Annotated in this window: 16 protein-coding genes; 13 read left to right on the forward strand and 3 right to left on the reverse strand. The window is 73.9% G+C overall.

Features of this window, described 5'->3' with window-relative positions:
* Positions 1–131 precede the first annotated feature (131 nt).
* Entirely contained in the window at positions 132–1,529 is a 1,398-nt protein-coding gene (locus ACIP84_RS09955; protein WP_401796764.1) for an NADP-dependent succinic semialdehyde dehydrogenase, read from the forward strand.
* 69 nt (positions 1,530–1,598) lie between these two features.
* Here the strand turns inward: ACIP84_RS09955 and ACIP84_RS09960 are convergent, their stop codons facing one another.
* Together ACIP84_RS09960 and ACIP84_RS09965 are read right to left on the reverse strand one after the other, a co-directional pair.
* Complete coding sequence (locus ACIP84_RS09960) at positions 1,599–2,624, reverse strand: PHP domain-containing protein (protein WP_401796767.1); 1,026 nt, start codon at positions 2,622–2,624, stop codon at positions 1,599–1,601.
* A 32-nt stretch (positions 2,625–2,656) separates the two neighbouring features.
* Positions 2,657–4,738 carry a SpoIIE family protein phosphatase gene (locus tag ACIP84_RS09965; protein WP_401796770.1) on the reverse strand — a complete coding sequence of 694 codons (2,082 nt, stop codon included), beginning with the start codon at positions 4,736–4,738 and terminating at the stop codon, positions 2,657–2,659.
* A gap of 323 nt (positions 4,739–5,061) precedes the next feature.
* Between ACIP84_RS09965 and ACIP84_RS09970 the strand changes: the two genes are divergently transcribed.
* The 5 genes from ACIP84_RS09970 to ACIP84_RS09990 all read left to right on the forward strand — a co-directional run bounded on the left by ACIP84_RS09970 (position 5,062) and on the right by ACIP84_RS09990 (position 12,513).
* Entirely contained in the window at positions 5,062–8,454 is a 3,393-nt protein-coding gene (locus tag ACIP84_RS09970; RefSeq protein ID WP_401796773.1) for an ATP-binding protein, read from the forward strand.
* A gap of 8 nt (positions 8,455–8,462) precedes the next feature.
* Positions 8,463–8,663 (forward strand): hypothetical protein, encoded by a 201-nt coding sequence (locus tag ACIP84_RS09975; RefSeq protein WP_355958699.1) that lies wholly within the window; start codon positions 8,463–8,465, stop codon positions 8,661–8,663.
* A gap of 217 nt (positions 8,664–8,880) precedes the next feature.
* Positions 8,881–10,071 (forward strand): acyl-CoA dehydrogenase family protein, encoded by a 1,191-nt coding sequence (locus tag ACIP84_RS09980; protein WP_401796777.1) that lies wholly within the window; start codon positions 8,881–8,883, stop codon positions 10,069–10,071.
* 226 nt (positions 10,072–10,297) lie between these two features.
* Entirely contained in the window at positions 10,298–10,897 is a 600-nt protein-coding gene (locus ACIP84_RS09985) for a DUF485 domain-containing protein (RefSeq protein ID WP_401796780.1), read from the forward strand.
* Positions 10,894–12,513 (forward strand): cation acetate symporter, encoded by a 1,620-nt coding sequence (locus ACIP84_RS09990; protein WP_355958694.1) that lies wholly within the window; start codon positions 10,894–10,896, stop codon positions 12,511–12,513. Before ACIP84_RS09985 ends, ACIP84_RS09990 begins: the two co-directional genes overlap by 4 nt.
* 129 nt (positions 12,514–12,642) lie before the next feature.
* Here the strand turns inward: ACIP84_RS09990 and ACIP84_RS09995 are convergent, their stop codons facing one another.
* A complete protein-coding gene (locus ACIP84_RS09995; RefSeq protein ID WP_401796783.1) occupies positions 12,643–12,924 on the reverse strand; it encodes a pyrimidine/purine nucleoside phosphorylase in 282 nt (93 codons plus the stop codon).
* 221 nt (positions 12,925–13,145) lie between these two features.
* Here ACIP84_RS09995 and ACIP84_RS10000 point away from each other — a divergent pair, with 221 nt between their 5' ends.
* The 7 genes from ACIP84_RS10000 (at position 13,146) to ACIP84_RS10030 (ending at position 23,129) form a co-directional block, all read left to right on the forward strand.
* Positions 13,146–14,516, forward strand: coding sequence for an FAD-binding oxidoreductase (locus ACIP84_RS10000; RefSeq protein WP_355958691.1), 1,371 nt, complete (start codon positions 13,146–13,148; stop codon positions 14,514–14,516).
* Positions 14,517–14,619: 103 nt separating this feature from the next.
* Positions 14,620–15,483 (forward strand): oxygenase MpaB family protein, encoded by an 864-nt coding sequence (locus ACIP84_RS10005; RefSeq protein WP_401796786.1) that lies wholly within the window; start codon positions 14,620–14,622, stop codon positions 15,481–15,483.
* A 26-nt stretch (positions 15,484–15,509) separates the two neighbouring features.
* Positions 15,510–17,843: a tetratricopeptide repeat protein gene (locus tag ACIP84_RS10010; protein ID WP_401796789.1), complete on the forward strand. Its 2,334-nt coding sequence runs from the start codon at positions 15,510–15,512 to the stop codon at positions 17,841–17,843.
* Positions 17,844–18,085: 242 nt separating this feature from the next.
* On the forward strand, positions 18,086–19,678 hold the full coding sequence (locus tag ACIP84_RS10015; protein ID WP_401796792.1) for a phytoene desaturase family protein: 1,593 nt from the start codon (positions 18,086–18,088) through the stop codon (positions 19,676–19,678).
* A 235-nt stretch (positions 19,679–19,913) separates the two neighbouring features.
* A complete protein-coding gene (gene tdh / locus ACIP84_RS10020; RefSeq protein WP_355958775.1) occupies positions 19,914–20,948 on the forward strand; it encodes an L-threonine 3-dehydrogenase in 1,035 nt (344 codons plus the stop codon).
* Between the two features lie 3 nt (positions 20,949–20,951).
* Positions 20,952–22,151 carry a glycine C-acetyltransferase gene (locus ACIP84_RS10025; protein ID WP_401796795.1) on the forward strand — a complete coding sequence of 400 codons (1,200 nt, stop codon included), beginning with the start codon at positions 20,952–20,954 and terminating at the stop codon, positions 22,149–22,151.
* Between the two features lie 69 nt (positions 22,152–22,220).
* Positions 22,221–23,129 carry a LysR family transcriptional regulator gene (locus tag ACIP84_RS10030; protein WP_355958685.1) on the forward strand — a complete coding sequence of 303 codons (909 nt, stop codon included), beginning with the start codon at positions 22,221–22,223 and terminating at the stop codon, positions 23,127–23,129.
* Positions 23,130–23,209 lie beyond the last annotated feature (80 nt).

Raw genomic sequence — 23,209 nt, forward strand, 5'->3', positions numbered from 1 at the left:
AAACCGGCCGCCGGCCGCGTTTCCCGAGGTCGCCGCCCCTTTCGGGTCACCCCACCGCACCGCCCCTGTTGCGCAGAGGCCCGCTTAGCGGAAGCGTGCAGACGGGGGCCGATGTCAGGAGGAGACCCGTCATGGGCATCGCCACCGTGAACCCCGCGACCGGCGAGACGCTGCGCGTCTACGAGGCCCACGGGCCCGAGGAGGTCGAGCGGCGGATCGCCGCCGCTCACGAGGCGTACCGCCAGTACCGCACCACCTCCTTCGCCGAACGCGCCCGCCTCCTGCGCGCCGCCGCGGCGCTCCTCGACGAGGACACCGAGGACATCGCGCACACCATGACCGTCGAGATGGGCAAGCCCGTCGCGGCCTCCCGCGCGGAGGCCGCCAAGTGTGCCAAGGCCATGCGCTGGTACGCCCGCAACGCCGAGGAACTGCTCGCCGACGAGCACCCGGCGGAGAGCGACGTCCACGACTCCGGCGCCGACATCGCGCGCGTCCACTACCGGCCCCTCGGCCCGATCCTCGCCGTCATGCCGTGGAACTTCCCGCTCTGGCAGGTGATCCGCTTCGCCGCGCCCGCGCTCATGGCGGGCAACACCGGCCTCCTCAAGCACGCCTCCAACGTGCCGCAGACCGCCCTTTACCTCGGAGACCTCTTCCGCCGTGCCGGATTCCCCGAGGGCTGTTTCCAGACCCTGCTCATCGGCTCCCGCGACGTCGAGCGCGTCCTGCGCGACCCCAGGGTCGTCGCCGCCACCCTCACCGGCAGCGAACCCGCGGGCCGGGCCGTCGCCTCCGTCGCGGGCGACGAGGTCAAGAAGACCGTCCTGGAGCTCGGCGGCAGCGACCCCTTCATCGTCATGCCCTCGGCCGACGTCGTCGGGGCCGTGAAGACCGCCGTCACCGCGCGCGTGCAGAACAACGGGCAGTCCTGCATCGCCGCCAAGCGGTTCATCGTCCACCAGGACGTGTACGACGACTTCTCCGAGCGCTTCACCGCCGCCATGAACGCCCTCACCGTCGGCGACCCCCTCGACGAGTCCACCGACGTCGGCCCGCTCGCCACCGAACAGGGCCGCACCGATCTGGAGGCGCTCGTCGACGACGCCGTACGGCGGGGCGCCACCGCCCTGTGCGGCGGCCACCGGCCGGAGGAGTCGGCGCTCGCGAACGGCTGGTACTACCGTCCCACCGTCCTCGCCGGCATCACCCCGGAGATGCGGATCCATCAGGAGGAGTCCTTCGGGCCGGTCGCCACGGTGTACCCGGTCAGTGACATCGAGGAGGCCGTGACCGTCGCCAACGACTCCCCGTTCGGACTCAGTTCCAACGTCTGGACCCGCTCGGCGGAGGACGTCGCCTTCTTCGTGCGCGACCTGGAGGCCGGAGGCGTCTTCGTCAACGGCATGACGGCCTCGCACCCCGCACTCCCCTTCGGCGGGATCAAGCGCTCCGGTTACGGCCGTGAGCTCTCCGGGCACGGCATCCGCGAGTTCTGCAACGCGACGACGGTCTGGCAGCGCGCCTGACCGACCTGCCCACCGGCCACCCGCGCCCTCGCGCCCGCCGGGACGGTCGCGGGGGCCCGCCTCACCCCCTCAGGCCCGAGTCCACTCCAGCAACCGCTCCGCCGGCCAGGCGTTGATCACCCGGTCCTCCGGCACTCCGCACTCCTCCGCCCGCGCGCACCCGAGGATCTGCCACTCCAGCTGGCCCGGCGCGTGCGCGTCCGTGTCCACCGCGACGTACGCGCCCGCCGCCACCGCGAGCCGCAGCAGCCGCCGCGGCGGGTCGAGCCGCTCCGGGCGGCTGTTGATCTCGACCGCCGTCCCGGACTCGGCGCAGGCGGCGAACACCCGCTCCGCGTCGAACTCCGACTCCGGTCGCAGCCGTCCGCCCGCCACCAGGCGGCCCGTGCAGTGCCCGAGCACGTCCATCAGCGGGTTGCGCACGGCCCGTTCGAGCCGGCGGGTCATCGCCCTCCCGTCCATCCGGAGCTTCGAGTGGACCGAACCGACCACCAGGTCGAGGCGGTCGAGCAGCTCGGGCTCCTGGTCCAGCGACCCGTCGTCCAGGATGTCGCACTCGATCCCGGTGAGCAGACGGAACGGCGCCCACTCCTCGTTCAGCCGCGCCACCACGTCCAGTTGCTCCAGGAGCCGCTCGGCCGACAGGCCCCGCGCCACCGTGAGCCGGGGCGAATGGTCGGTGAGCACGGCCCACTCGTGGCCGAGCCCCGCCGCAGCACGGCCCATGTCCTCGATCGTGGCACCGCCGTCGGACCAGTCCGAGTGGAGGTGGCAGTCGCCGCGCAGGGCCGCCCGCAACGCCTCGCCGCCGCTCGCCGGCCCGGCGGTCCGCAGGGACTCCTCCAGCTCTGCCTCCAGCCCCGCCAGATACTCCGGGACCCGCCCGTCCAGCGCCTCGCGCACCACCGCCGCGGTCTTCGGCCCCAGGCCCTTCACGGACTCCAGGGTGCCCGCCGCCGCACGCTCGGCCGCCTCGCCCTCCGGCAGGGCGGAGACCGCGGCGGCGGCCGTACGGAAGGCCCGCGCCCGGTACCCCGGGGCCTGGGCGCGCTCCAGGAGGAAGGCGATCCTGTTCAGGGCGGCCACAGGGTCCATGACGTCACTCCTCGGCTTTCCGGGGCCCTTCCTCAGGCGCCGTTCACGGCGTCCGCCGGCACCTCCGCCGGACCGATCTCGCACCACACGGCCTTGCCCTCGCCGCGCGGTTCGACACCCCACCGCGACGCCAGCGCGTCGAGCAGCATCAGTCCGCGCCCCGAGGTCGCGGCCTCGCCCGGGGTACGGCGCCGGGGCCAGGCACTCGACCGGTCCTGCACCGACAGCCGGACCCGCCGCACCGGTTCGGGCAGTACCTCCAGGGTCAGCACCGCACCGCCCTCGGTGTGCAGCAGGACGTTGACGAGCAGCTCGCCCGTCAACAGCTCGGCGTCGTCGGCCAGTTCCGTCATGCCCCAGTCGCGCAGCGCCTGCCCCACGGCCGCGCGCGCGTCCGACAGGCCCTGCGGGTCGGCCTGGTGGATGTACTGATGGATGCGCGGCGCGCGGGGTGTGCCCGGGTCCGGGCTGCGCCGCAGCACCAGGAGCGCCACGTCGTCGCCCGAGCCCCAGCGCTCCCACAGCCGCTCGGAGAGGTGGTCGGCGAGCGCCTCCGCCTGCGGCGGGCCGCTGCTGATGGCCTCGGAGAGCGCGGTGAGACCGGCCTCGATGTCCGACCCGGGCTGCTCGACGAGCCCGTCCGTGCACAGCACCAGCGTCTCCCCGGGGACGAGGTCGAGCCGCGTCTCGGGGAACTCCTCGTCGCCGAACACCGTCGCGAGCCCCAGCGGCAGCCCGCCCCGCAGCTTGGGCTGCCCGACCCGGCCGTCGGTGTGCCGGATCAGCGGCCCGAGATGCCCCGCCCGTACGGCCCGCAGGGTGCCGCTGCCCAGATCCACCTGGGCGTACGTGCAGGTGGCGAAGCGGTTGGTGTCCAGCTCGGCCAGAAAGCGGGAGGCGCGGGCCAGCACCGTCGAAGGGGCGTGGCCCTCACCGGCGTACGCGCGCAGGGCGATGCGCAGCTGCCCCATGATGGCGGCGGCGTGGGTGTCGTGCCCCTGGACGTCGCCCACGACGATCCCGACCCGCCCGCGGGGCAGCGGGATCACGTCGTACCAGTCGCCGCCGACCTGCCGCCCGCTCCAGGCCGCGTGGTAGCGCACGGCGATCTCGCCGCCGGTGATCCGGGGGATCCGGCGCGGCAGCATCGTCGCCTGGAGCCCGGTCGCGAGCTCCCGCTCCTCGTCGAAGAGGATCGCCCGCTGGAGGGACTGGGCGACGATCGCCGCGAGCCCGAGGGCCAGGTTGCGCTCGTCGGCGTTGAACGAGGTGCGGCCCCGGTAGAACAGGGCCATGCCGCCCAGCGACCGCGCCTGCGCCACCAGCGGCAGATAGCAGGCCGCCCGGAAGTCCAGCTGCGCCAGGTAGGGGGCCAGCTCGGGGAAGTCCCGCCCGAGCGACGCGAACGAGGAGACGAACCGGGGCCGACCGCTGAGCACGGCCTCCGCGAGCGGCATGCCCCGGTCGAGCCGCCGGACCCGGAAGTCGTCGAGCGCGTCGAGGGTTTCGCCGCTGAGCGCGATGATGTGGAGCGAGCCGTTCTCGACGAGTCCGAGCGCCAGGCCGTCCGCGCCGAGCCTGGCCAGCCCGCCCGGGCCGGTCAGGGCGGCCGTCACGTCGTCCACGGTCACCGCGCGGGAGAGCGCGGCCGTCGTCCGCTCGACGATGTTCGTCTGGACCTCGCGGCGCTTCTCCAGCTCCTGGACGAACGCGAAGCGCGTGACCTCGGCGGTCGTGTCCCGCACGACCCCGACGATCCGCCGCGCCCGCCCGTCCGGCGAGCGCAGGATCCGCGCCTGCACATGCGTCCAGTGGGGTGGCCCGTCGGCCTGCGGGATGGGGAAGTGCGCGGCGTACGACGTCTCGCCGCTCCTGACCGCCTCCCGTACGACCGCCTCCAGCTTGGTCCGCTCCTCCGGGTCGAGGCGGGCGATCAGCGACACCGGGCGGCCGTCGAAGGCGTCCGGGGCCACGCCGAAGACCAGCAGCCCGGACGTGTCGACATCGATGGTGCCCGTGTCGAGATCCCAGTCGAAGCTGCCGGTCCGGTTCATGGCGAGCCACTCGGCGGGCCCGATCTCGCCATTGCGCGTACGCCGGTCTTCATCGGTCATCCTCCCCATTGTCGAACCCGCACCCCTCCGACGCCATGGCGATGACACGGCGTGGCGCGAGTTCGCCTCGGCGTGCGAGCGGCACGGGAGCGGCGGGAGCGGCCGGGAGACGGGTGAGCGGCACGGGAGCGGCGGGAGGCGGGGAAGTGCCCGGAGGTGAGGGAGTGGCACGAGGCGGCGGGAGGCGAGGGGAACGGCCGGGCGGTGAGGGAGTGGGCCGGAGGGCGGGCGGAGCGCCGTGCGGGGCGCTCGGAGGGCCTTCGCCGGGGCGCCGCGGCGAAAATGCCGGTGGGCCCCGGCGTGCGCCGGGGCAGAATGGGCCGGTGCAGCCGCCCTACCGTGTTCTCGGTCCGTGTCAGGCCTTCCGTACCGACGACGGGACGGAGGCCGTAGTGAGCGGTGCCAGGCTCCGCGCCCTGCTCACCGCGCTCGCGGCGGCCGGCGGGCGGCCGGTGGGCACACCCGCGCTGATCGGCCAGGTGTGGGGCGACGCCGACCGCGCCGAGGACCCGGACCAGGACCGCACGGCGGCGCTCCAGGCTCTCGTCGGCCGTCTGCGCCGGGCCGTGGGCCGGGAGGCCGTCGTCTCCGCGCCCGGAGGCGGCTACCGGCTGGCCGCAGCCCCGGACGCCGTCGACCTCCACCGCTTCGAACGGCTCGCCGCCGAAGGCTCCGCCGCGCTCGGCGCGCGGGACCCGGGCCGGGCCGCCGGCCTCCTCGACGAGGCCCTCGGTCTCTGGCGGGGTCCCGCCCTCGCGGATCTGCCCGGCCGGCACACCGACCCCCTGGTCGTCCGGGTCGAACAACGGCACACGCAGGCGCGACGCGACCGGCTCGCCGCCGACCTCGCCCTGGGACGGGCCACGGAGGTCCTCGCACCGCTCGCCGCCCTCGCCGCCGGAGAGCCGCTCGACGAACCCCTCCAGGCCCTGCGGATCCGCGCCCTGCGGGCGGCCGGGCGGCCCGCCGAGGCCCTGGCCGTGTACGAGGAGGTCCGCGCGGGCCTCGCGGACCGGCTGGGCACGGACCCGGGACCCGAACTGCGCGCCCTGCACGCCGAACTCCTGACGGACACGGCGCCCGCGCCCGCGCCTTCGCCGCCCGCGCCGGAGGGGAGGGGGCAGGCGGTCGGCCTGCCCGCCCGGCTGACCTCGTTCATCGGCCGGGACGACGACCTGGGCGCGCTCGCCGCCGAGTGGGGCGCCCGGCGGCTCGTCACCCTCACCGGGCCGGGCGGCGTCGGCAAGACACGCCTCGCCCTGGAGGCGGCCGAGACGTACCGGGACGGCCCGGTCCACCTCGCCGAACTCGCCTCCGTACGCGAGGAGTCCACGGTCGTCGCGGCCGTCCTGAGCGCGGTGGGCGCGCGGGAGACGCACGTCTGGCACCGCGCGGCGGTCGCCGCGACGGACCCGGAGGACCCCTTCGCCGAACTCGTCGAACACTGCGCCGGGCGGCGGATGCTGCTCGTCCTCGACAACTGCGAGCACCTGGTCGCCGCGGCGGCGGAGCTCGCGCACGTGCTGCTCACCCGCTGCCCCGGCGTCACCGTGCTCGCGACGAGCCGGGAGCCGTTGGGGGTGCCGGGGGAGGCGGTGCGGCCGTTGGGCCCGCTGCCGATGGGGATGGCGTTGCGGCTGCTCGGTGAGCGGGGCGCGGCGGCGCGTGCGGGGTTCGTGGTGGCGGAGGACCGGGCGGCGGCGGAGGAGGTGTGCCGGCGACTCGACGGTCTGCCGTTGGCGATCGAGCTGGCGGCGGCGCGGTTGCGGTTGCTGTCGGTGCGTCAGATCGCGGAGCGGTTGGACGACCGGTTCCGGTTGCTGACGTCGGGGGCGCGGACGGTGCTGCCGCGGCAGCAGACGTTGCGGGCGGTGGTGGACTGGTCGTGGGACCTCCTGGAGGAGCCGGAGCGGGCGGTGCTGCGGCGGCTCGCGGTGTTCTCGGGCGGCGCTGATCTGGCGGGGGCGGAGGCGGTCTGCGCGGACGGCGGTACGCCGGAGGTGCTGGATCTGCTGGGCGCGCTGGTCGACAAGTCGCTGGTGGTGGCCGGCCCTGGCCGCGACGGCGAGGGGATGCGGTTCCGGCTGCTGGAGACGGTGGCGGAGTACGCGGGGGAGCGGCTTGAGGAGTCGGGGGAGCGGGCCGCGACCGAACGGCGCCATCTCACGTACTACCGGGAACTCGCCCGTACCACCGACCCCGGACTCCGCGGCGCGGGCCAGGTCGCCGCCATCGCCCTCCTGGAGCGCGAGCACGACAACCTGCGCGGGGCCCTGCGGACGGCCGTCGCGCTCGGCGACGAGCAGGAGGTGCTGTGCCTCGTCCACTCCCTCAGCTGGTTCTGGCAACTGCGCCACCACCAGGTCGACGCCCGCACCTGGGCCACGGAGGCGGGCCGGCTCGGCCCCGACCCGTTCCAGGAGCCCGTCCGCCCGGCCCGGCCGCTCGACGGCCGGTGCACGGACGTCCCACCGCCGTGGCACGGCGAGCGACTCGCCGAGGCCCGGCGCGGCGGGCGGCTCTACGTGCTCGCGACCCAGGGAGGCCGGGGCGCCACCCCGTTCGAACACCCCGAGACCCGCGCCAGGCTCGCCGCGCTGGTCTCCGCGTACCGCCCCGGCCTTCCGCAGACCTGCCGCCAGCCGGCGATGATGTGGTACTTCGCCCGCCTCATGACCGGGGAGTTCTCCGGCCTCGACGAGACCCTGACGGCGCTCGTCGACGCCTGCCGGGCCCACGCCCCCGGCTGGGACCTGGCCTTCGCCCTGCTCGTACGGGCCAAGCTCGTCGTCCGCGGTCCCCATGACGCGGCCGAGGCGCTCGCGCTCTTCGAGACCGCCGGCGACTCCTGGGGCATCGCCGAATCGCACGCCGCCCGGGGCGAGGCCTACGAGCGCGCGGGCCGGCTCGCCGAGGCCGCCGCCGACTTCGAGCGGGCCACGGACGCCGCCGCCCACGTCGGCGCGCACTCCCAGGTTCCCCTCTACACCGCGCGCCTCGCGGCCGTACGGCTCCGGCTCCACCCGGAGGGGGACCCGGCGGCCGAACAGCTCCTGGCCGAAGCCGCCGACGCGGCCGGGGAGTGGGGCGCCGAGGTCGCCGGCTCCGCACGGATGCTGCTCACCCAGCACTACGGCCACACCGGGCGCACCGGTCTCGCCCGGGCTCAGCTCGCCCGCCTGGAGGTCGAGTTCGGAGACGTGACCCCGGGCCTCTTCTGGGGTCTCGCCGGAGGGGCGTGGGCCTGGCTCGACTGCCTCGACGGCGCCTACGACCGGGCCGTGGAGCGGCTCGCGCGCGCCGTCGCGGAGGTGGAGACCCTGGCCCACCTGGTCGCCCCGTACCTGCTCGTCACCCAGTTCGCCACGGCCGCGTGGGCGCTCGGCGGGCGGGGCGGGGCGGGCGACGCCGGGACCGGGGCGCGGCTCCTCGGCGCGTACGACGCCCATGCCGGCTCCGGCTCGGACGGCGGCTTCCGGCCCTTCACGCCCGAGACGGAGGCCCTGATCAGGGCGCGAGCCGAGGAGGCCCTCCGCGCGGCGCTCCCCTCGGAGGCGTACGCCCGCCATCACGAGGAGGGGACGCGGCTGGCGGCCCGTGCGGCCGCGGAGCTCGTCCGGAATCAGGGGGCGACTCCGGCCGCCGCGCGTCCGCCGCTCCCGGATGCGGACCCGGTGGCCGGACACGAGAATGGCGAGTGCCGGACGAACACGTAGGAGGCGGCATGAACGCTGAGCCCGACAAGACGTCCCCGGGGGACTTCCCGACGCCCGACCGGCTGTTGCATTCCGGGTCGGAGGGCGATTTCACGGCCGAGGACCTGGTTCTGGCCTCCGGCCGTGACGTGTCTCCGAAGACCCTCGCCTGGGCGGAACGCCGGATGGCGGAGAAGGGTCGTGCCTCCATGGACGAGCTGCTGCCGTAGGCCGCCCCGGCCCTGACTCGCAGTACCCCTCGACAACCCCCTCGGCCCCGGTTCGGCAGCTGCGAACCGGGGCCGAGGGCCGTCCGGGGCCGCTCCGAGGCTTCCGCATTTGTGGAACACGTTCTACCGTGGCCGCCGTCGCGCGTCGCACCGCCGGGTGACGCCGAGGACCCGCAGGACCGCCGCCGCAGGACAGCCGCCACGGGAGGCCCGCCTCATGCACCTCGCATACACGCCCGCACAGAACAGCCTGCGCGCCGAGCTGCGTGCCTACTTCGGCGAGCTGGTTCCCGAGGACGTCCACACCCGCTACGCGGACCCGGCGGCGCAGAAGCGCTTCTACCGGGAGACCGTGCGCCGGCTCGGCGCCGACGGCTGGCTCGGGGTCGGCTGGCCGACCGAGTACGGCGGGCGGGGGCTGACCCCGATGGAGCAGTTCATCTTCTTCGACGAGGCCGCGCAGGCGGGCGTCCCCCTCCCCCTCATGGCGCTGAACACCGTCGGGCCGACGATCATGAGCTTCGGCACCGACGAGCAGAAGGCGTACTTCCTGCCGCGGATCCTCTCCGGCGAGATCGACTTCGCCATCGGCTACAGCGAGCCCGACGCGGGCACCGACCTCGCCGCCCTCAAGACCCGTGCGGTCCGCGAGGGGGACGAGACCACCGGTACGTACACGGTCGACGGGCAGAAGATCTGGACCACGAACGGCGACACCGCGGACTGGGTCTGGCTCGCGGTCCGCACCGACCCGGACGCGCCGCCGCACAAGGGCATCACGATGCTTCTCGTCCCGACCGACGACCCCGGCTACTCCTGCACGCTCATCAACACCCTCGCCTCGCACGACACCACGGCCAGCTACTACGACAACATCAAGGTGCCCGCCTCGCGCCGGGTCGGCGACGAGAACAAGGGCTGGCGCCTCATCACCAACCAGCTCAACCACGAGCGCGTCACCCTGGCCGCCCACGGCACGATGGCGATCCGCGCGCTCCACGACGTCCAGCACTGGGCCGCCGGCACCCCGCTCGCCGACGGCCGGCGCGTCATCGACCTGCCCTGGGTCCGCCGCACCCTGGCCCGCACCCATGCCCGGCTCGACGCGATGAAGCTCCTGAACTGGCAGATGGTGAACGCCGTCCAGAACGGCACCCTCACCCCCCAGGACGCCTCCGCCGTGAAGGTCTACGGCTCCGAGGCCCGCCGCGACGCCTACGCGGCCCTCATGGAGGTCGTCGGCGCGGCGGGCGCCCTCAAGGAGGGCTCGGCGGGCGCGGTACTCCACGGCGAACTGGAACGCGGCTACCGCTCGGCCGTCATCTTCACCTTCGGCGGCGGCAACAACGAGATCCAGCGCGAGATCATCTCCTGGATCGGCCTCGGCATGCCCCGCGTCCGCCGGTAGCGCGCGAGGTCATCCGGCGGACCGAGCGGCCCGAGACCCACCCGTGACCTGCGGAAAGATCCACAGAGGGGTTTCCGCCGGTTTCGTCGCCACGCGCACAGGATCGTCACCGAACCGACATACCGAGCGGTCGGAATCCCCTTACGCGAGAGGTATACCCATGAGTAACGTACGCGGACCACCGGCGCCACCCGCCCGTCCCCCGGGGCGGCAAGGAGCAAGATCGATGTCGTACCACCAGCCTTTTCCCGGCCCACCGCCCGTACCCCAGCACCGGAATGCCGGGCGGCACCGCCAAGAGGCGGCGTCGCAGTCCTGGGAGGGTGCACCGCCGTCCTGGGACACCGATCCCCAGGCGGCCTGGGACTCGTCCCCGCGAGCGTGGGAGTCCTCGCCGCACGGCTGGGACTCCGCGCAGCAGCCCTGGGACGCGTCCCCACCGCCGCGGCCGCCCGCCACCGAGGATCGTGATGATCTGCACCGGCTCGGAGCCGCCTACCGCAGACTCCGCCGCGTCGCCACCTTCACCGCGCTCGGCTACTTCGTCATCTTCCTCCTCCTGTCCGGCTACGCCCCCTCCGTGATGACCGGCACCCTCACCGGCGGTCTCACCACCGGGCTGGTCCTGGGGCTCCTCCAGCTGCCCGTGGCGCTGGCTGCGATCGCGCTGTACGAGCGGATCGCGCGCCGCCGCGTCGACCCGCTCGCCGCGGCGATCCGCGAACGCGCCGAGCGGACGGCCGCGGCAGCCGCCCCCCGGCCGGAACGCCAGAGCCGCTCCGGACGCCCCGTGTGGCAGCAGCCCACCGGAGGTGCGCGCGCATGACCGGCTTCAGCTCCGAGGCCCAGACCATGTCGCTGATCGCGTTCATCGCGGTCATCACCGTCACGCTGCTGCTGTGCGTGATGACCGGCCCCGACCGTGACGACCTGGGCGATTTCTACACCGGTTACCGCTCGCTCTCCCCCGTGCAGAGCGGCCTCGCGATCGCCGGCGACTACATCTCCGCCGGCACCGTGCTCGGCACCATCGGCATCATCGCGCTCGTCGGCTACGACGGCGTCACGCTCGCCCTGAGCACCGTGCTCTCACTGGTCCTGATGATGTTCCTGCTCGCCGAACCGCTGCGCAACGCCGGCCGGTTCACGATCGGCGACGTCCTCACTCGGCGTCTCCCCGGTCCCGCCGTGCGGATCGTCACCGCCGCGGTGACCCTGACCGCGTTGCTGCCGCTGGTGATCTTCCAGCTCGCGGGCGCGGGCGATCTCCTCTCGGTCGTCCTCGGCTTCGACTCCGACGGCTTCAAGACCGGGGCGATCGTGTTCCTGGGCCTGCTGATGATCGCCTACGCGGCGATCGGCGGCATGAAGGGCACCGCGTTCATCCAGATCGTCAAGACCGTCGCCCTGCTCGGCGCGTCCCTCGCGATCGCCGCGCTCATCCTCCACCGCTTCGACTTCAGCCTGCCCTCTCTGCTGGACGCCGCCAAGCGCGGCAGCGGGGCGGGAGACGCCTATCTCGCCCCCGGTCTGCAGTTCGGCGGCAACGAACTCGACATGATCAGCACCCAGTTGACGGTGGTGCTCGGCGCCGCGGTGCTGCCGCACATCACCATGCGCATGTTCACCGCGCGCAGCGCCGCAGCCGTGCGGCGCTCGATGTCCTGGGCCGTGTCGACCGTCGTCGTGACCTGTCTGCTGATCGCCGTCATCGGCTTCGGCGCGGCGGCGATCGTCGGCCACCAGGGGATCGTCGCCGGCGACCCGCAGGGCAAGACGGCGTTCCTCATGGTCAGCCAGGCCATCATGGGGACGGACCAGACGACCGTCGAGACCCTGCTGTTCACGGCCGTGGCGACAGCCGTCTTCCTCACCCTGCTGGCCTCGGTCGCCGGGATCACCCTCGCCTGCGCCAACACCCTGGCGCACGACCTCATCACGCACGGGCTGCGCCGAAAGGCGCGACTGAAGGGCTCCGCGGAGATGGCCGTCGCCCGGATCGCCGCGGCGGGCGTCGGGCTCGTGGCGATCGCGATCGCCGCCGGTGCCCGGCATCTGAACCTTCAGGCACTGCTCACCCTGTCGTTCTGCATCGGCGCGTCCGCGGTCGCACCGGCCCTCGTCTACAGCCTCTTCTGGCGCCGCTACTCCCGTAAGGGACTGCTCTGCACCCTCATCGTGGGCAGCGCCTCCGCGTTCATCCTCATGACCGGCAGCAACCTCGTGTCCGGATCGCCCCAGGCGGTCTTCCCGGACCAGGACTTCAACTGGTTCCCGTTCACCACGTCGGGCATCCTCTCGGCCCCGCTGGGCTTCCTCGCGGGCTGGCTCGGCACGGTGCTCGGCGAACGCGACCCGGCCGACCAGCGCATGCGGTACGAAGCGGTGGAGGAGACCATCCTGGCCGGCACACCCCCGGCGAACAGCGCCTCCGCGTCCTGACGCGCCCGCCCCGGCGAGAGGGCGCCCGGCCTGAGCTTCCAGGCCGGGCGCCCTTTCGGCCGTCCCGAGGCTCCCGGAGCCTCTCGTTCGGATCGTGCCGGGGCACGGCCGACGAAAGGACGGGCAGGGTCAGCGGTACTCGCAGAGGTAGGCGGTCTCCACCGCGACCCGCAGCTGGAACCTGCTGTCGCCGGGGACCTTGAAGTGGTCCCCGGCGGAGAAGGTCTCCCACGCCTCGGCGCCGGGCAGCCGCACCGTCAGGGCACCACTGACCACGTGCATGATCTCCGCGGCGGCGGTGCCGAACTCGTACTCCCCGGGAGCCATGACCCCGATGGTCGCGGCGCCCTGCTCCTGCGTGAACGCGATCGACTTGACCGTGCCGTCGAAGTACTCGTTGACCGTAAACATGGGCGTCCTCATGCGAATCAGGTGAGTGGGAGGGGCGGCCGGGCATCGTGCGCCGGCCACGCGTAGGGGCACCTTAAGGGCGCCGCCGGGACCGACACCTCCCCGACCGGCCCGGTCTCACGTACTGGACGGAGCGGGCCGGTGCCCGCGCGTCCGGGCTCCGGTTGAGGCCCGGCGCCATCGGCGTAGCGTGGAGATGATTCGAACGAGGAGCGGTGGCCATGGGCAAGCTCTCGAACGACCAGCTGCGCGAGCGGGTACGCGGGACGGTCGTCACGGCCGACGACGACGCCTTCGACGAGGCGCGCAGGGTGCACAACGCCATGATCGACAGAAGACCCGCCGTGATCGTGCGCTGCGTCAACGCGGGCGACGTCATGGCCGCGGTGGACTTCGCCCGGGAGAACGGGCTCGATCTCGCGGTCCGCGGCGGCGCGCACAGCGTCCCCGGCTTCGGCACCTGCGACGACGGGGTCGTGGCCGATCTCTCCGGGATGCGAGGAGTCCGCGTCGACCCCGTGCGGCGGACCGCCCGCGCCGAGGGCGGGGCGACCTGGGGCGACTTCAACGCGGCCACCTATCCCTTCGGCCTCGCCACCACCGGCGGGATCATCTCCACCACCGGCGTCGGCGGACTCACCCTCGGCGGCGGCATCGGCTATCTGGCCCGAGGACTCGGCCTGAGCTGCGACAACCTCGTCTCGGCCGACGTGGTGACCGCGGACGGCCGGCTCGTCGTCGCCGACGAGGAACAGCACGCCGACCTGTTCTGGGCCCTGCGCGGAGGCGGCGGCAACTTCGGCGCCGTGACGTCGTTCGAGTACCGGCTCGCGCCCGTCAAGGACATCTACGGCGGACCGATGCTCTTCGAACTCGAGGACGCGGCCACCGTCGTGCGCGCCTTCGCCGACCACATCGCCGACGCACCGGAGCAACTGGGCGGGTTCCCCGCCTTCCAGATCGCCCCGCCGCTCCCGTTCATCCCGGAGGACCGGCACGGTGACACCTTCGCCCTGGTCGTGGCGTGCTGGGCCGGACCGCTCGACGAGGGCGAGAAGGCCCTGCGGCCCCTCCGCGACTTCGCGCCGGTCGTCGCCGAGCACGTCGGGCCCATGCCGTACCCGGCACTCAACAGCGCCTTCGACGCGCTCGTTCCGCCCGGCCTCCAGCACTACTGGAAGGCCAACTTCGTGACCGAGCTGACCGACGCCGCGATCGCGGCGCACATCGAGCACGCGCCGGGGCTGCCCGCCGTGAACTCGACGGTCCACATCTACCCGATCAACGGCGCCTGCCACCGCGTCGCCCCCGACGCCACGGCCTTCGCCTACCGGGACGCCTCCTTCGCCACCGTCATCGCCGGCATGTGGCCCGACGCCTCCGCGAACGAGGCCAACATCGCCTGGGTCCGCGACTACTACGAGGCCACCGCGCCGCACTCCGAGGAGGGCGGTTACATCAACTTCATGGCCGACGACGACCGGGGCCGGATCAGGGCCAACTACGGGGCGAACTACGACCGCCTGGTCGAGGTCAAGCGGGCGTACGACCCGGACAACCTGTTCCACCTGAACCAGAACATCGAGCCCTGAGACCGGCACCGGTCTCCCGAGGACGTCCGCTCGCCCCTCGTGCACGACCGGTTCCACGGCGCCGGTTCCGACGTAGCCTGAACGGTATGAGCGAGGACGCTTCTTGAGCGCGGACCCGGGGCTCTTCGGACCCCGTTCCGTGACCTGGCAGGTGCACAGCGACCCGGTCATGTGGATCGCGGGCGTACGGGCGCTGTGGCTGCAGGCGCTGCACCCCGTCGCCGTACGCGGCGTCATGATCAACAGCAGCTTCCGGAAGGACCCCTGGGGACGGCTCCTGCGGACCGCGGACTTCGTCGGGACCCTCAGCTACGGGACCACCGAGGCCGCCGAAGCCGCCGGGGCCCGGGTGCGCCGCATCCACCGGCGGCTCGGCGTGGACGACCCGGAGCTGCTCCTCTGGGTGCACTGCGCCGAGACCGACTCGTACCTCGCCGTCGCACGCCGCTCGGGCATCCCGCTCACCGACGCCCAGGCCGACCGGTACGTCGACGAACACCGCACCTCCGCACGGCTCGTCGGCCTCGACCCGGCCGCCGTCCCCGGATCCACATCCGCGCTCGCCGCGTACTTCGAGACCGTACGGCCCCGGCTCGAGGCCGGCGCGGACGCCCGTACCGTCGAGGACTTCCTGCGCCGGCCACCGGTGAAACCCGTCCTGGTACCGGCGCGCGAGGTGATCTGGCGGCGCGTGGCGGCGCTCGCGTACGACACCCTGCCCCCTTACGCCCACACGCTCTACGGCCGAGCCGCGCCGCCGCAGGAGACCGTCACCCGCCGCCTCGTCACCACGGCGGACCTGCTGCGCCGCGTCCCCGCCCGCCTGCGCTGGCGGCTGCCGCCCGGGCACATCCTCCGCGCCATGGACCGGCTCGGCCCGGGAGCGCGACCCGACCCTTACACGTACCCCGCCCCGTACCCACTGTCCGAACCGGCGTCCATACTGGACGAGCCGGGAAAGGCATAGGAGAACGACGGGGGCGGCAGCACACGATGGGGGACTCCAGACTGATCCAGGGCCGGTACCGCCTGCACGAGGTCATCGGTCGCGGGGGCATGGGCGAGGTGTGGCGCGCCACCGACGAGGCGCTCGGCCGCGGGGTCGCCGTGAAGTGCCTCAAGCCGATCGGACCGCAACAGGACCCGCAGGTCCTCACCGTGGTCCGCGAGCGGTTCCGGCGCGAGGCGCGGGTGGCCGCCGCGCTCCAGCACCGGGGCATCACCGTCGTGCACGACTTCGGCGAGTACGACGGCGTGCTCTTCCTCGTCATGGAACTCCTGGAGGGGCGCAACCTCAGCCAGCTCCTCGCCGCCAACGCCCGGCATCCGCTGCCCGTCCACGACGTCGTCGAGATCGCCGACCAGGTCGCCGACGCCCTCGCGTACACCCACCGGCACGGGATCGTGCACCGCGACCTGAAGCCCGCGAACATCATGCGGCTGCGGGATGGGACGGTGAAGATCTGCGACTTCGGCATAGCGCGCCTCGGCGCGGACGTCGGCTTCACGTCCAAGCTCACCGGCACGGGCATCGCCATGGGCACGCCCCACTACATGTCGCCCGAGCAGATCGGCGGCGGCGAGATCGACCACCGCAGCGACCTCTACTCGCTGGGGTGCGTGCTGTACGAACTCGCCACCGGCGCCCCGCCCTTCGACCTGGGCGACTCCTGGGCGATCCTCATCGGACACCGCGACACGGTGCCGAGTCCGCCGCGCGCGCACCGGGCCGAACTCCCGGACTACTTCGACCGGATCGTCGTCGACCTGCTCGCCAAGGTGCCGGCGGAGCGGCCGGCCGACGCCGGGGACCTGCGCCGCCGGATCGTGACGGGACGGGTCGCGCTCTCCCTGCCGGGGGCGGGCACCGCCGCCGGCGCGTCGCAGGCCGGGGCGACCGTCGTGCCGGGGCCGGGACCGGGCTCCGCGGGCGGCCCCGGTTCCGGTGCCCCTTCCGAGTCCGGGCCCGGTTCCCTTCCCGGCACCGGTGCCGATCCCGGCATGACCGTCCCCATGCCCGCCTGGGTCCAGGCGATCACCGGCGGGCACCGCCCCGCCGACGCCGCGGGCGTGCCGCGCCCGGTCGCCCACGACCCCGCCGCGGCCGTCCTCACCACGGAGTGGACGACCGCCGTCACGAGCACCGGCGGTGCCCCCGCGCCGCACGAGCCCGCGCCGGTGCGCCCCGCCGCCTCCGCGGAGCTGATCGCGGTGCTCGCCGGCCGGTACCGGGCGGGCATGGGCCTCGGACGGCTCGGCCGCTGGGACGAGGCCGAGTCCGTGCACCGGTCCGTCGCCGAGCACCGCGCCACGGCCCTCGGCGAGGACCACCCGGACACTCTGGCCAGCCACTACGAGGTCGGCTTCGCCCTCGCCCGGCTCGACCGTCCCGCCGACGCCCTGCGCGTCTTCGGCATGGTCGCCGCCGCCCGCGCGCGCGTCCTCGGCGAGGACCACCCCGACACCCTCGCGGCCCGGCAGGAGCGGGCGTACGCGCTCGGCCGCCTGGGACGGCACCCCGAGGCGTACCAGGTGTACGTCACCGTGCTCGCCGCGCGCGAGCGCACGGTGGGCCCCGACCATCCGGACACCCTGCGCTGCCGCCACAACCTCGCCTTCACACTCGGCCGCCTGGGCCGCTACGAGGAGTCGTACCGCACGGCGCACGAGGTCGCGGAGGCCCGGGCCCGGCTCCTCGGCGAGGACCATCCCGACACCCTCGTGACCCGGCGCGAAGTGGCGTACACACTCGGACGGCTGGGGCGCGGCGACGAGGCGCTCGCCCAGTACCGCGCGGTCGCCGACGCGCGCGCCGCCGCCCTCGGGCCCGACCACCCCGACACCCTCGCCGCCCGCTACGAGACCGGCGTCCTCCTCGGCCGGCTCGGGCAGGCCGCGGACGCGCTGGGCGTCTGCCGCGACCTCGTCGACGCGCGCACCCGCGCGCAGGGCGCCGACGGCCCCGAGACCCTCCGCGCCCGCCACGCCCTGGCCGTCAACCTCGGCCGCCTCGGCCGCTGGCCCGAGGCGCTCACCGAGTCCGAGAGCGTCCACGCGGACCGCGAGCGGGTCCTCGGCCCGGACCACCCGGACACGCTGCTGAGCCTCCGGGAGACCGCCGTCGCCCTCGGCCGCCTCGGCCGGTGGGAGGAGGCACTCGCCTCGCACAGCGCGGTCGCCGCCGCCCGCACCCGGCTCATCGGCCCGGCCCACCCCGACACCCTCGCTGCCCTGGACGACGAGGCCCACTGCCTGGAGCGACTGGGCCGCCACGCCGAGGCAGCCGCCCTCCACCTGAGAGCGGCGACCGCACCACCGCAGACCTGAGCGGGAACCGGGCCCGCCGCAGGCGCTGAACGGCCTGGGCCCACACTGCCGCAGGCCCTGAGTGGCCCGGGCCCACACTGCCGCAGACCTGAGGGGGCCGGGCCCGCCGCAGGCCCTGAGCCGACCGGTCCGCCGGCCGCGGGAGGCGCGCCCCGCCGCCGGCGGGTCCGGCGGGGCCGGCCGTTCGCGGGCCCGTCGTCCCGTCCTCTTCCCCGGCCGCCGCCCCCGTGTGAGCATGAGCCATGACTGCCCCCGACCTGCTCCCGGACGCCCGGCCCGCCTCCGGCTCGTACGACGCCGTCGTCGTCGGCGGAGGACACAACGGCCTCGTCGCCGCCGCCTACCTCGCCCGCGCCGGGCGCTCCGTGCTCGTCCTGGAGCGGCTCGGCTCCACCGGCGGGGCGGCCGTCTCCACCCGGCCGTTCGCCGGGGTCGACGCGCGCCTGTCCCGGTACTCGTACCTCGTCTCGCTCCTTCCGGAGAAGATCGTGCGCGACCTCGGGCTGCGCTTCGCCGTACGGAAACGGTCCATCTCCTCGTACACCCCGAAGGGCGACGGCGGCCTGCTCGTCGGCGGCGGCGCCGAACGGACCCGTGCCTCCTTCGCCGAACTCACCGGGTCCGACCGCGAGTACGAGGCCTGGCAGGCCTTCTACGAGCGCACCGGCCGCGCCGCCCGCCGGATCTTCCCCACCCTCACCGAGCCCCTCCCCACCCGCGCCGCGCTCCGCGCCCGGGTGGACGACGCCGAGACCTGGCGGATGCTCTTCGAGGAACCACTGGGCGTCACCGTCGAGCGGGAGTTCGCCGACGACCTCGTCCGCGGCATCGTCCTCACCGACGCCCTCATCGGCACCTTCTCCGACGCCCACGACCCGACGCTCCTCCAGAACCGCTGCTTCCTGTACCACGTCATCGGCGGCGGCACCGGAGACTGGGACGTACCCGTCGGCGGCATGGGCGCCCTCACCGACGCCCTCGCCGACGCGGCCCGCGCCGCCGGGGCCGACATCCGAACCGGCCACGAGGCCACCCGGATCGAGACCGACGGGCGGCGCGCCGCGATCACCTTCCGCACCGCCGACGGCGAGGGCACCGTCGAGGCGGGCCACGTCCTCGTCAACGCCTCACCCCGCGACCTCGCCGCCCTCCTCGGCGACCCGCCCCCGCCCGCCCCCGAAGGCGCCCAGCTCAAGGTCAACATGCTGCTGACCCGGCTGCCGAAGCTCCGCGACCGCTCCGTCGACCCGCAGGAGGCCTTCGCCGGCACCTTCCACATCGCCGAAGGGTACGGCCGGCTCGCCACCGCCCACGCCGAGGCCGCCGCCGGCCGGCTGCCCTCCGAACCGCCCTCCGAGATCTACTGCCACTCCCTGACCGATCCGACGATCCTCGGCCCCGAACTCGCCGCCACGGGCCACCACACCCTCACCCTGTTCGGGCTCCACACCCCGGCCCGGCTGTTCGCCGCCGACAACGACGGCACCCGCGCCGCGCTCCTCGCGGCGACCCTCGACCAGCTGGACGCCCACCTCGACGAGCCGATCGCCGACTGCCTCGCCGTCGACGCGGACGGCCGTCCCTGCATCGAGGCGAAGACCCCGCTCGACCTCGAACGCGAGTTGCGCCTCCCGGGCGGCCACATCTTCCACCGCGACCTGTCCTTCCCGTACGCGGCGGAAGACGCGGACGCCGGCACGGGCCCGAGCGCCGGCCGCTGGGGTGTCGAGACGCACCACGCCAACGTGCTGCTGTGTGGCGCGGGCGCGATCCGGGGCGGCGGAGTGAGCGGAATCCCCGGCCACAACGCGGCGATGGCGGCCCTCGGCCGCTGACCCGGGTGTCCGCCACGCGGCCCGGACGGAGGCCCCCGAGGGTGGCCTCTCCGTTCGGACGCGTTGACGTCGCCCGGCCCCCGCCTGTGGTGTGAAGCTGATCTGCGAGCGCGCTTAAGAAATCCTCGATGGACCGCGAGCGCTCCGTACGGAAGATTCTGTTCCAGGGATCTTGGGCGCGCTGCCGTGCCCGTACCCCGCACATCACAGGACACGCACGTCGGGAGCCGTGGCATTGAAGGCGTTGGTCAAGCTGAAGGCGGAGCCGGGACTCTGGCTCACGGACGTGCCCGAGCCGGAGACCGGTACCGGCGACGTACTCATCAAGGTGCTGCGGACCGGTATCTGCGGGACCGACCTGCACATCCGGTCCTGGGACGGCTGGGCGCAGAAGACGATCGCCACGCCCCTGACCCTCGGCCACGAGTTCGTCGGCGAGGTCGTCTCCGTCGGCCGTGACGTCGCCGACATCACGGTCGGCGACCTGGTCAGCGGCGAGGGCCACCTCGTCTGCGGCAAGTGCCGCAACTGCCTGGCCGGCCGGCGCCACCTCTGCCGCGCCACCATCGGTCTCGGCGTCGGCCGGGACGGCGCCTTCGCCGAGTACGTGGCGCTGCCCGCCTCCAACGTGTGGGTGCACCGCGTGCCGGTCGACCTCGACATCGCCGCGATCTTCGACCCCTTCGGCAACGCCGTGCACACGGCGCTCTCCTTCCCGCTCGTCGGCGAGGACGTCCTCGTCACCGGCGCGGGCCCGATCGGCATCATGGCCGCCGCTGTCGCCAAGCACGCCGGCGCCCGCAGCGTCATGATCACCGACGTCAGCGAGGAGCGCCTCGCCCTGGCGCGCAAGACGGGCGTCACGCTCGCCCTCAACGTCGCCGAGCAGACCATCGCCGACGGCCAGCGCACCCTCGGGCTCAAGGAGGGCTTCGACGTCGGCCTGGAGATGTCCGGCAACCCGCGCGCGATGCGCGACATGGTCGCCAACATGACCCACGGCGGCAAGATCGCCATGCTGGGCCTGCCCAGCGAGGACTTCGCCGTCGACTGGGCGAAGATCGTCACCTCCATGATCACGATCAAGGGCATCTACGGCCGCGAGATGTTCGAGACCTGGTACGCGATGTCGGTGCTCCTGGAGGGCGGACTCGACCTCTCGCCCGTCGTCACCGGACGCTACGCGTACACCGACTTCGAGGCCGCCTTCGACGACGCGGCCTCCGGCAAGAGCGGCAAGATCATCCTCGACTGGACTGCGGGAGCCTGACCCATGTTCGATTCCGTACGCGACGACATCCGTGCCACTCTCGACGAGATCCAGAAGGCCGGACTCCACAAGCCCGAGCGCGTCATCGGCACCCCCCAGTCGGCCACCGTCGCCGTGACCTCGGGAGGCCGCCCGGGCGAGGTGCTGAACTTCTGCGCCAACAACTACCTGGGCCTCGCCGACCACCCCGAGGTGGTCGCCGCCGCCCACGAGGCGCTCGACCGCTGGGGCTACGGCATGGCGTCCGTCCGCTTCATCTGCGGCACGCAGGAGGTGCACAAGGAACTGGAGGCGCGCCTCTCCTCCTTCCTCGGCCAGGAGGACACGATCCTCTACTCCTCCTGCTTCGACGCCAACGGCGGTGTCTTCGAGACGCTCCTCGGCGCCGAGGACGCCGTCATCTCCGACGCCCTCAACCACGCGTCGATCATCGACGGCATCCGCCTGTCCAAGGCCCGCCGCTTCCGCTACGCCAACCGTGACATGGCCGACCTGGAGCAGCAGCTCAAGGAGGCCACGGAGGGCGGCGCCCGCCGCAAGCTCATCGTCACCGACGGCGTCTTCTCGATGGACGGCTACGTCGCCCCGCTCGGCGAGATCTGCGACCTGGCCGAGCGCTACGACGCCATGGTCATGGTCGACGACTCGCACGCCGTCGGCTTCGTCGGCCCCGGCGGCCGCGGCACCCCCGAGCTGCACGGCGTGATGGACCGCGTCGACATCATCACCGGCACCCTCGGCAAGGCCCTCGGCGGCGCCTCCGGCGGCTACGTCGCGGCCCGCGCCGAGATCGTCGCCCTGCTGCGCCAGCGCTCCCGCCCGTACCTCTTCTCGAACACCCTCGCCCCGGTGATCGCCGCCGCCTCCCTGAAGGTCCTCGACCTGCTGGAGTCCGCCGGTGACCTGCGCGACCGGCTGCGCGCCAACACCGAGCTGTTCCGGACCCGGATGACGGCGGAGGGCTTCGACATCCTCCCCGGCGACCACGCCATCGCCCCCGTCATGATCGGCGACGCGTCCGAGGCCGGCCGCATGGCCGAGCTGCTCCTGGAGCGCGGCGTGTACGTGATCGGGTTCTCCTACCCGGTCGTGCCGCAGGGGCAGGCCCGCATCCGCGTCCAGCTGTCCGCCGCCCACTCCACGGAGGACGTGAACCGGGCCGTCGACGCGTTCGTCGACGCCCGCGCCGCCCTGCGGGGCTGAGGCGGGCGCAGGCCCCCGGCCTGCGAGGCTGAGGCGGGCGCAGGCCCCGCGGCCTGCGAGACTGGGGGAATGATCGAAGCGCGGCGGTTGCACATCCTGCGTGCGGTGGCCGACCACCGCACGGTCACGGCGGCGGCCGCCGCGCTCTATCTCACCCCCTCCGCCGTCTCCCAGCAGCTCGCCGCCCTGGAGCAGGAGACCGGCCACCGCCTGGTGGACCGCAGCGCCCGCGGCGCCCGCCTCACCCCCGCCGGCGAGATCCTGCTCAGCCACGCCAACGCCGTCCTGGCCCAGTTGGAGCGCGCCGAGTCGGAACTCGCCGCCTACGGCTCCGGTGAGGCCGGTACGGTCACGGTCGCCGCCTTCGCCACCGGCATCGGCCTCGTGGTGGCCCCGGCCATCAGGGCCCTGGCCGACTCCGCCCCCGGCATCCGGGTCCGGGTCCGGGACGCCGAGGGCGACGAGAGCCTGATGATGGTCCTCGACCGGCAGGTCGACGTGGCCGTCGCCGTGGAGTACCGGGGCGCGCCCGGCGAGGACGACGCCCGCCTCACCCGCGTCCCGCTCTACGCGGAGCCCTTCGACGCGGTCCTGCCCCCCGGCCACCCGCTGGCGGCCGGCGAGCGGGTCGCGCTCGGCGACCTCGCGAAGGACGCCTGGATCGGCCAGTCCGCCGGCAACCCCTGCCATGACGTGACCGTCCTGGCCTGCGAATACGCCGGGTTCACGCTGAACCCGGAGCACTCGTCCGACGACTTCCGCGCCGTCGTCGCCCTCGCGGCCGCGTCCGCCGGCGTGGCGCTCGTGCCGCGTTCTGCCCTGCGCGGGGTGGAGCTCGCGGGTGTGGAGGTCCGCCCGATCGAGGGCGTCGCCCCGACCCGCAGGGTCTTCGCCGCCGTCCGGCGGGGCGCGGAGGACCACCCGCTGATCAGCCCCGTGCTGACCGCCCTGGGCGCGGCGTCGGAATCCGGCGCCTGACGGACACGAAGTCGGCCGGACGACGCGGGAGGGGCCGGCGGCGGCACCCCCGAGTCCGACCCGGTCGCGGCCGCCCTCTG

It is taken from the genome of Streptomyces sp. NPDC088707, from assembly GCF_044752725.1.
GTDB lineage: Bacteria > Actinomycetota > Actinomycetes > Streptomycetales > Streptomycetaceae > Streptomyces.